8 protein-coding genes and 1 pseudogene are annotated in these 9,809 nt (G+C 65.0%); all 9 read left to right on the top strand.

Annotated elements, in window-relative coordinates:
* A pseudogene (locus QOI01_RS26140) lies at nucleotides 1-585 on the top strand (carboxylic acid reductase); the annotation flags it as partial.
* A gap of 220 nt (nucleotides 586-805) precedes the next feature.
* Nucleotides 806-1,552 carry a helix-turn-helix transcriptional regulator gene (locus QOI01_RS26135; protein ID WP_526386073.1) on the top strand — a complete coding sequence of 249 codons (747 nt, stop codon included), beginning with the start codon at nucleotides 806-808 and terminating at the stop codon, nucleotides 1,550-1,552.
* 292 nt (nucleotides 1,553-1,844) lie between these two features.
* Nucleotides 1,845-2,615, top strand: coding sequence for a DeoR/GlpR family DNA-binding transcription regulator (locus QOI01_RS26130; protein WP_526386072.1), 771 nt, complete (start codon nucleotides 1,845-1,847; stop codon nucleotides 2,613-2,615).
* Nucleotides 2,616-2,829: 214 nt separating this feature from the next.
* Nucleotides 2,830-4,122, top strand: a complete 1,293-nt coding sequence (locus QOI01_RS26125) for an aminotransferase class III-fold pyridoxal phosphate-dependent enzyme (RefSeq protein WP_526386071.1) — start codon at nucleotides 2,830-2,832, stop codon at nucleotides 4,120-4,122.
* Entirely contained in the window at nucleotides 4,119-5,669 is a 1,551-nt protein-coding gene (locus QOI01_RS26120; RefSeq protein WP_526386070.1) for an amino acid permease, read from the top strand. Before QOI01_RS26125 ends, QOI01_RS26120 begins: the two co-directional genes overlap by 4 nt.
* Complete coding sequence (locus tag QOI01_RS26115) at nucleotides 5,666-7,180, top strand: xylulokinase (RefSeq protein ID WP_526386069.1); 1,515 nt, start codon at nucleotides 5,666-5,668, stop codon at nucleotides 7,178-7,180. Before QOI01_RS26120 ends, QOI01_RS26115 begins: the two co-directional genes overlap by 4 nt.
* Entirely contained in the window at nucleotides 7,177-8,601 is a 1,425-nt protein-coding gene (locus QOI01_RS26110; protein ID WP_526386068.1) for an NAD(P)/FAD-dependent oxidoreductase, read from the top strand. Before QOI01_RS26115 ends, QOI01_RS26110 begins: the two co-directional genes overlap by 4 nt.
* Entirely contained in the window at nucleotides 8,598-9,407 is an 810-nt protein-coding gene (locus QOI01_RS26105; RefSeq protein WP_526386067.1) for an FAD-dependent oxidoreductase, read from the top strand. Before QOI01_RS26110 ends, QOI01_RS26105 begins: the two co-directional genes overlap by 4 nt.
* Complete coding sequence (locus QOI01_RS26100) at nucleotides 9,404-9,655, top strand: hypothetical protein (RefSeq protein WP_526386066.1); 252 nt, start codon at nucleotides 9,404-9,406, stop codon at nucleotides 9,653-9,655. Before QOI01_RS26105 ends, QOI01_RS26100 begins: the two co-directional genes overlap by 4 nt.
* The last annotated feature ends 154 nt before the right edge of the window (nucleotides 9,656-9,809 follow it).

Here is a 9,809-nt window from a genome sequence, read left to right as displayed (position 1 = left end):
TTCCGCTGCGACATGATCCTGGCGGACACCAAGTACGTGGGCCAGCTCAACGTGCCCGACATGTTCACCCGGTTGATGCTCAGCCTGGTCGCCACCGGCATCGCGCCGGGCTCGTTCTACGAACTCGACGCCGACGGCAATCGGCCACGCTCGCACTACGACGGTCTGCCAGTCGATTTCATCGCCGAAGCGATCTCTACACTTGGTGAACGGACCGTCGCCGGGTTCGAGACCTACCACGTGATGAACCCCTACGACGACGGCATCGGACTCGACGAATACGTCGACTGGCTGATCGACGCCGGATGTTCGATCCATCGCATTGCCGACTACGGTGCATGGTTGCAGCGGTTCGAGACCTCGCTGCGCACCCTGCCAGAACAGCAGCGCCAGGCCTCGCTACTGCCGCTGTTGCAGAACTACCAGCACCCCGAAAAGCCGATCCGCGGAACCATCGCGCCGACCGACCGGTTCCGTTCCGCGGTGCAGGAAGCGAAAATCGGCCCTGATAAAGACATCCCGCATGTCTCGGCGCCGATCGTCGTCAAGTACATCACCAATTTGGGGCTGCTGGGTTTGCTTTAGAGCAACGTCATGACCAGTGGCGAAGACTGAACCTGTGGGATGTATCGCAGGACGCCGTCGCGCCCGACTGCCATCGCCGACTTGGGAACGCATTGGGAACAGAACGTAGTGAAAGCGATCGGGCGCGTGAGACAACGCCCTTGGATCGAAGCGGAACTCATTCCAATTCCCATTACTGGCCGACTTTATGTGCCCGTTCGACATGGACGACGGTTTGTTCATGCGACTGACCGTCGGCACAACGCCCGCATGCGTTCTTGTCGCGGCGCCGAAACGGACAGATCCATTCGATACCGCTGAGTGCGTGAAGTTCATGAGTGCGCTGATTCCCCACTTGCAACAAGCGCTTCGCATTCAAGATCATCTCCTTGAGTTGGGCCGCAGCAGGGCGGATGACATCACCGGGGTGATCGACATCATTCGACACGGCATCGTCATCGTCGGGACGAAACACGCTGTCCTGCACCTCAACTCCCCAGCCCAGCGAATCCTGACGTCCGCGGACGGTTTATGCATCCGCTCCGGCAGCATGGAGGCGACCCGCGCGTCGACCAACACGGAACTTCAGGGCAGCATCGCGGGTGCGTGCGCCGAGCCGCGCAGCGATTCTCGCCGCGGCGCTTCGTTCGCCTGCAGCCGCCCATCGGGGAAACGTGCTTACGTCGTTCACGTGCTGCCGCTCACAGCAGGAGAAGACCCCTCAGCGGCGAGAGTTCTAGTGATGATCGTCGACCCAGAGCAGGATGCCGATCCGCCAAAGGTGTTGATAAGACGGCTCTTCGGCTTGACCAACGCCGAAGCCGATGTGGCGCTGCGCGTGCTGCGCGGTGACGGCCTGAAACCGATCTCGGCGGATCTGGCGTTGTCGATGGCCACCGTCAAGACTCACTTGCACCACATCTTCGACAAAACCGACACACACCGGCAAGCCGAACTCGTGCGCCTGCTGCTAGCGATCATCCCGTAGTGCGTCGCGACTCGTAGGAAATGAAGCGGTCCGCGCCGCAAATCAAGCTTGTCACGAGGTGTCACAGCGCACACTCGAATCCTGTACCTGCCACACCCCGAGTCAGGCCCACTCGAGAGTGGGCCTGGCGCGGCGCTGTTGCCAAAGAAGGCCATCGCCGACAGCCTGGTTTGCGCGCTCCGCTCAGTCTGCCGAGACGCTCGCATGGTCGATCCTGAAACGCGTGGTGGACAGTTAAGGTGACCCGGCGGCCTAGAGCTCAGAGAAAACAGGGGGTCGAGTGGAATCACCCGTGCAAGGTGGCGCACGCGCGCAGCGGCAAGCGCTGATCCTGCGGTATGTCTCCGACCGTAAGGAGGCGACGCTCACTGAGTTGGCGACCCACTTCGGTGTGAGTCAGATGACCGTCTACCGCGATGTCGAGCACCTGGAGCGGATGGCGGCGGTCCGGCGAGTGCCCGGTGGTGTGACGAGCCAGCCGTCCACGGTCTTCGAAAGCAACCTTCAGTACCGCCAGACGATTCAGGTCGAAGAGAAGCGGGCCATCGCTCGCGCGGCGGTGAAGCTGGTAGAGCCGGGCATGTCCATCATGCTCGACGATGGGACGACCATCGCACCGATGCTGCCCGAGCTGCGCCATCGTGCACCGTTGACGGTCATCTCCGGGTTCAGGCCGGTGCTGGACGGACTCAAGGACATCGACAACATCGAACTGATCGCGCTGGGCGGCATATACCGGGAGCGCCACGACTGCGTGGTCGGCGTGCTCTGCGAGGACATGGTCCGCAACCTTCGTGCCGACGTCTTCTTCATGTCGCCGTCAGCGATCGATCGAGGCGAGATACTGCACCAGGAACAAGAAATGGTCGGGGTGAAACGGGCGATGATCGCCGCCTGCGAGCGCCGGGTGCTGCTGTCTGACCACAGCAAGCTGGGACGCACCGCCACGCACCGGGTCGCCGGCATCGACGACTTCGACGACATCCTCGTCGACGAGCGGGCCAGCGCCGATCAACTCCAGCATGTCGACGGGAACGCCACCGTCACCATCGTCAGCCTCTGACGGTCAAGTCATCGAACTCATCCGCTGGTGTCGAACGCGCTTTCGTCTTCAACATGGAAACATGTTGTTTTCACACCGATCGTTGACATAAAGCGGGGACTGAACGCAGACTGGCTCACGATCGACTAGTGCACCGACCGTTACGTAGCTGCATACGGGGCTACTGGCGGGGGAGAGCGTTCTCACACCGATCCTGTGAAGGGAGTGGCCCACGATGAGCATCAACGCGTCCTCCCTCGGCGGTCATCTGGTCTCCAGCGCCTTCATGACCCGTGCGGAGCAGGTGATCCCCGGCGGAATGTGGGGTCATCAGCACAATCGTTTCCTCACGTCGGACCATCCAATGTTCGTGGAGTCCTCCACTGGCGCCCACTTCACTGATGTCGACGGTCGGCAATTCATCGACCTCATGTGCTCGTGGGGCCCGATGGTGCTCGGTTATCGAAACCCCCGGATCGAGGAGGCAGCCGCTCGGCAGGCACGGCTGGGCGACACTCAGAACGGTCCGTCTGCTCGCGCGGTCGAACTGGCCGAATTACTCGTCGACACCATCGATCACGCGGACTGGGCGATCCTGGCGAAGAACGGCACGGATGCCACCACGGCCTGCGTGACGATCGCCAGGGCCGCGACCGGCCGCGGCGTCGTTCTGCTGGCCCGCGGTTGCTACCACGGCGCTGCGCCGTGGTGCACCCCTGAGCCGACCGGCGTCCTCTCGAGCGATCGCGCCGCGATCGACTACTTCGAGTACAACGATTCCGAAAGTCTGGCTGCCGCCGTCGCCAGGGCAGGCAATGACCTGGCGGCAATCGTCATCACGCCGTTCCAGCACATCGAGGGCCTGGCCAACCAGGACGTGCGTCCCGACTTCGCACGCCAGCTCCGTCGTGTCTGCGACCAGGCCGGCGCAGTACTCGTGCTCGACGACGTTCGCTGTGGCTTGCGGCTGAACGTCGGCGGGAGCTGGGAGCCCATCGACGTGCGACCCGATTTGAGCGCCTGGAGCAAGGCGATCGGCAACGGCTACGCCATTGCCGCCGTCGTCGGGTCCGACTCGTTGCGCGACGCGGCCTCGCGGGTGTTCCTCACCGGATCCTTTTGGACGGGAGCGGTGGCGATGGCCGCGGCGATCGCCACGATCACGACGATGCGCACCACCACCGCCTTCGGCGACATGACCGCCGCAGGCGAGCGACTCCGCGTCGGGATCGCCGCGCAGATCGGTGAACTTGCTCACGGCACAGCCACCTACAGCGGGCCGGTGACCATGCCTTACGTCACCTTCGGCGGCGACGTGGACCACTACATCGCCTCGGCCTTCTCTCGCGTGTGCCTGCGTGAAGGTCTCTTCCTGCACCCCCGCCACAACTGGTTCCTATCGGCCGCGCATGACGACGACGTAATCGACCGCGCGCTGACCGCGACGGCAGTGGCGTTCTCGGAAATAGATCCCCTGCTCGACCGATCGCCCACCCGCACATCGACCGAAGAGAGAAGCCACCCATGACAGACATCAACCGTCGCCCCGCGGAGGAGGCGTCAGGGCCGGTCGTCGACAACGATTCGGTGGTTAGCGCATTCGGCTACACGCAGGAACTAAATCGCGCACTGAAGTTCTTCTCCCTTTTCGCAGTGGCGTTCTCGGTCGTCTCGATCTCCACCGGTGTCTTCCTCAACTACGGCTTCGCAATCAATAGCTTTGGGCCCGCGGCCATCTGGACCTGGCCGATTGCGGCGGTCGGCCAGATCGTGATGGCACTCATCATGGCCGAGCTGGCCACCAAGATTCCGCTGGCCGGATACGCGTATCAGTGGGGTGCGCGGCTGGTCAGCTCGGCCTACGGGTGGTTCGTAGCAGCGTTCGCGCTGATCTACATGCTCGTCACCGTCGGCGCGATCAGCCTGCTCGGCATCGGGCCACTGCTGCTCACGTCACTCGGCATCAGTGACCCGGACCAGCGCCTGGTGCTCGTCGTCGCGGCCTTCCTCATGGTCTCCGCCATCGCGATCAACGTCATCAGCGTCAAACTGGCGTCGCGGGTGAATAACCTCGCGGTATTCGCCGAGATCGCCGGGACCATGTTCCTCGCCGTCCTGCTGCTCATCATGTGGGCGATCCACACCGACGACCCGCAGCGCTCGCCGGCCGGCATCCTCACCGACACGACGCGCACCCAAGGCGGCTCCGCCTTCTACTGCTTCGCCCTGGCCGGACTCATCGGGATCTACACACTGGTCGGATTCGAGCTGTCCGCCGATCTCAGTGAAGAGGCGATCGACTCGCAGAAAGCGGTCCCGCGCGGTGTCATCGCCGGGGTGGCCGTGTCCGCGGTGCTCGGCATGATTGCCCTGGTGAGCTTTACGCTGGCCATCCCCAACCTCAGCGCCGTGCAGGAGTCGTCCCAGCCGCTGGTGACCATCGCCGAACATTGGCTGCCGACCGCACTGGTGCGTCTGCTGGTGTTCCTCGTGGCGTTCTCGATGTACGCCCTGGTCGTCGTCACGATCGCCGGCGCCGGGCGCCTGGTGTTCTCCCTGGGGCGCGACAACATGCTCCCGGCGTCACGCCATCTTGCGGACGTCTCCCCGAAGACGAAGACACCGATCAAGGCGCTCCTCACCTGTGGGGCCATCATGATGGCGATGATGTTCTGGGGCTACTTCCAGACCGATGCGTTCGCCACCCTCATCGGTGCGACGTCGCTGGCGCCGTATTTGGTGTACTTGCTCATCGTCGTGGCCTACATCATCCGTCGCCGGACACTGGCACAGGTCGAGGGCGGATTCAACCTCGGACGCTTCGGTGTGCCGCTGATGTGCTTCGGCCTCGTGTGGATCGTCTGCGCGGTTCTCACGCTCTCACTTCCCGCACCGTTCCACGGCGCGGTCAAGGTGGTCGCCGGGGGCGCGGTACTGGCCGCGCTCTGGTACTTCTTGGTGCTGCGCCGCCGGATCGCCGCCGGCAACGCGGGTGTCGATCTCTATAGTGCCAATTCGGCTGCAGCCCAAGCAGTCAGCGGCGTGGCGAGTGTGGAGAGGCGCCGCACACAGTGAACCTGCTGCGTGGCGACGTCGTCCTCGGAGTGGACCTGGGCACTGGCTCGATGAAGGGGGTTGCCGTCAGCGCCACCGGCGAGCTCGTCGCCGAAGCTCGCGCGGAGTACCCCATGCACCATCCCCGGTCCGGCTGGAATGAAAACGACGCCAGCGATTGGATGTCGGCGCTGGAGACGGTCGTGCACCAGCTCGCCACGGCCGCTTCCGGCCGTCGGGTCCACGCGTTGGGGATAGTGGCGCAACGCGATCCGCTGGTCATGCTCGACAGTGCGGGTCATCCGACGGCACCCGTCATCAGCTGGACCGATCGCCGCACGGAGCCGGAGCTGAGCCGGCTCACCGATCTCGTCGGGTATCGCAGACTGATCGAGATCACCGGTGGTCGCCCCGTCGTGGGTGGCGGGCTTCTCAATCTGATGTGGGCACGCGAGCATGCCGCGGACGCGTGGCGGGACACCGTGCGCGTGGCATCACCGAAGGACTACGCACTCAGCCTGCTGGGGACTGGGGCTACTGGTACCGAGCCGACGACGCCGACGAGGAGCATCGCGTTCGACGTCGATCAAAGGTGTTGGAGTAGTGAAATTCTCGACGCAGTCGATATCGATGCCGGCCTGTTCGACCGTCCCGTGTATGAGCCGTGGGACGCGACCGGCACCCTCGACACGTCTTGGGCGAATCGGCTCGGCCTGTCCGCCGACGTGGTTCTGGCCGCGGGCAGCGCCGATGACCATGCGGCGGCACTGGGCTCGGGTGCCGTCCAGCCGGGGCAGCGTTCCCTGGGGACCGGCACGTGCAGCTCCTGGCGGACTGTCACCGACGCCTACCGGCCCGACCCTGACGGGCGGACGGACTGCTCTCCCTACGTGATTCCAGAACTCTTCATGCGGGAGGCCACCATCGACAGCGTCGGGTCGAGCTTGCGCTGGTTTCGCGACGTCATCTGTCCCGAGCTTCCCGCCCAGACCGCCTACGGCGACATCCTCGAGATGGCCGCGTCCGTCCCGCGCGGCGCCGAGGGCGTCCAGTTCTTCCCGTTCGTCGACGGCGCCCAGCGCGCCCCCTTCTACCAGCAAGGGGCGACCGCGACGTTCATCGGCATCACTGGCAAGCACACGCGGGCACATCTGGCGCGAGCCATGATCGAATCGATTGCGCTGCTGTACATACCGACGCTAGCCCTGATGGGTGACGCTGGGGACACGCCGTTGACCATCGTCGACGGCGAGGCCGCCAGCCCATTCTGGAACCAGGTCAAAGCCGACGTCACCGGCTGCGCGGTACGTACACCGGAGGTGCCCCACGCCGCTGCGATGGGCGCCGCCGCCCTCGCGTCGGTCGCAGCTGGGCTGCACGACGACGTTCCTACGGCTGCCGCGGCGATGGTCCGGTGGACACCTGCGCGCGAACCCAATCCGGTTGCGCACGCACAATACCGGGACCAATGGCAGACCTACCGGCATACCTTCGAGGCGCTACGCCCGATCTACGAATCGCGTCGGTCATGAGCGTGAGTATCCCGAATGCCTTCGACGTGGTGGTCATCGGTGCCGGGGTAATCGGCTGCGCCATCGCCGCGGAATTGGCGCAGACCGACTTGACGGTGTGCGTGCTCGAAGCGGCTTCCGATGTCGCCGAGGGCGCCAGCAAGGCGAACGCCGGCATCACCAGCTCGTACTACGGGCCACCGCCGAGCCTGGATTGCGAACTGCTCGCCGAGTCGAATGACGGATGGGAGGAGTTGTGTGCACGCCTCGACGTCCCCTACCGCAGGATTGGCGCCCTGACCGTTGCGTTCGACGCCGAAGGCATTCGCGGACTTGACGACCTCGAGCGCGACGTGCGGGCCGCGGGGGCAAAGGTTGAACGCTTAGACGGAGACCAAGCCCGGCGGCTCGAGCCGATGTTATCGGAGAATTGCACTGCCGCTCTGCACTATCCGGATGAAGGCATCGTCGACCCCATGCGATTGAACTGGGCGTACGCCGAGCTGGCCGCGCTCAACGGAGCGCAGTTTCACTTCTCGACCCCAGTGACGGGGTTCGCGAAACGCAACGGAATGCTCAGTGCCGTCTTGACGGGGCGCGGCGCGGTGAGCGGTCGGTATTTCGTCAACGCCGCGGGCATCGGCTCGGGTGCGGTCAGCGAACTAGCCGGCGGTGAGGAGATCAGGATGTGGCCTCGCAAGGGGCAGTACTGGATCCTCGACCGTGACTTCGGCCAACACATGAGCAAAATCGTCCTGCCGATTCCGACGCCGTCGAGTCGTGGGGTCGAGGTCGCCCCGACGACGAACGGATCGCTGCTGCTTGGTCCCGACGCAGAGGAGGGTGGCGAGCCCGACGACCGCTCCACTGCGGCCGAGAACCTGACGCGGATCTTCGCGCAGACTCGGCGACTCATTCCGTCGATCTCGCTGGATCGCGCCATCAAGACCTATGCGGGAAATCGTCCCGCGGCCAAAGAGTCCGTACGGCTCGGGTTCGACGACATCGTGCCGAACCTGCTGCACGCCCGCAACCGATCCACGGGCGTGTCGACCTCACCAGCATTCGGGCCGCGTGTGCTCGCCCTTCTTGACGAACGTGGCGAGCGCACCGACCCGCGCTGCGACCGCATCGCCCACCTGCCCGCGGTCCCGCGCGTATTGCTGAGTGACGACCCAGTGGCAGAGACGCGGCGCAGCGCAGGTGACGACATGATCGTGTGCGTCTGCGAGCAGGTGACAGCCGCTGAGATCACGAGGGCCGTCACCAGCGCGGTGCCCGCACGGTCGATCGAGGGTGTGCGAAAGCGCTGCCGGGCCACCGGCGGTCGCTGCCAAGGCTCGGTCTGCCTCGCAGGTGTGATCTTCTTGACCGCCAACGCCCATGGCGTTGCTCCCGGTGACGTGGGCATGGGGCCCGGCAACGGGACCGTGGCCCCATGACCGAACGCATCGTCGTCGTGGGAGGCGGTATCGCCGGGCTCGCGGCTGCGGCGGCGCTCGCCGAGAGAGCCGACGTCCGTGTCATTGAACGACTTCCGGCAGCTGGCGGCACCTGGGAGTTCGATCATCCGATGGTGAAACGGTTGGTGGGCGAATGCGTTCGGCGCGGAGTCGCACTCGAGTGCGGCTACACCGCACTGCGCTGGAAGAACCGTCGGCTGCTGGTCATCGGCCCCGGACGCCGCGCCTGGATCGAGGCTGATCATCTCGTGTTCGCTGGTGGCACCCGGCCAGCCACGCCTGCGGAGCTTCCAGTGCTCGGCAGCCGGCCAGCTGGTTTGTTCGTGGCCACCGTCGCACATCACCTGCTCGAAGGTCGAGTGAACTTGGGTCGGCGAATTGCGATGTGCGGCAGTGGCTATTGGGCCGACCTGGTGCTCAAAGATCTCCCGTGGGGGACGCATGTGACGCTCATCTCCGACGGGCCCGCCCCGTGCCCGCCAGCGGGTGTGTCCGTCGCCATCCTGTCCCGGAATCGACCTGTGGAGGTTCTCGGCCATGACCGCGTCGAGGGACTGGTGACCGAGGCCGTCGGGTGTGCGCACCCCGATCGCACCACGCTGTCGTGCGACGCAGTGGTCCTTGCAGGAGATCTCCGGCCGCTGCGGAACGTGGACGGCGCAATTGTCGATGCGCCCCACGTGACCTATATCCAGCCCACCGCTTCGGTACTCACCGCGCAAGACGTGGTCGACCACGCCCACGAGGCCGTCGCCGCGCATAGGATGGAGGAAGCATCTTCATGATCATCGACTCCCCGATCGGGCGATTTCCGTTCGAGGTCACCAGCATTCGGATCCAACGCGGTCAAGTGCGCGTCGAGGGCGCAATGGGCACGTGGCCTACCAGCGTGCACGTGCCGATCGCGGATCTGCCACGCGTCGTTGGGCCGGCGCTGCCTTCGGGTACGTCGGCGGGGCTGGCGGGATCTGCCGTGGTGGTCGGGCTGATCGCTCTGGCGCGGAGACGCCGTCACCGACGTGACAGCCGATGACGTCGCACATGCTCGTCGCGGTGAGTCTCAAGGCATGACCGGGGAGGTCTCCGTGTCGATGCTCGCGCCGTCGCCACTGTTCTTGCGCTGCTCGAGCAGTTCACGTGCTGGGCAACACCGGGCCTGAGTCAAGGCGATGCGGTGTAGCGCCGCG

The organism is Mycobacterium sp., from assembly GCF_032162605.1.
Lineage (GTDB): Bacteria > Actinomycetota > Actinomycetes > Mycobacteriales > Mycobacteriaceae > Mycobacterium.
This window is presented reverse-complemented; position numbering and strand designations above follow the sequence as displayed.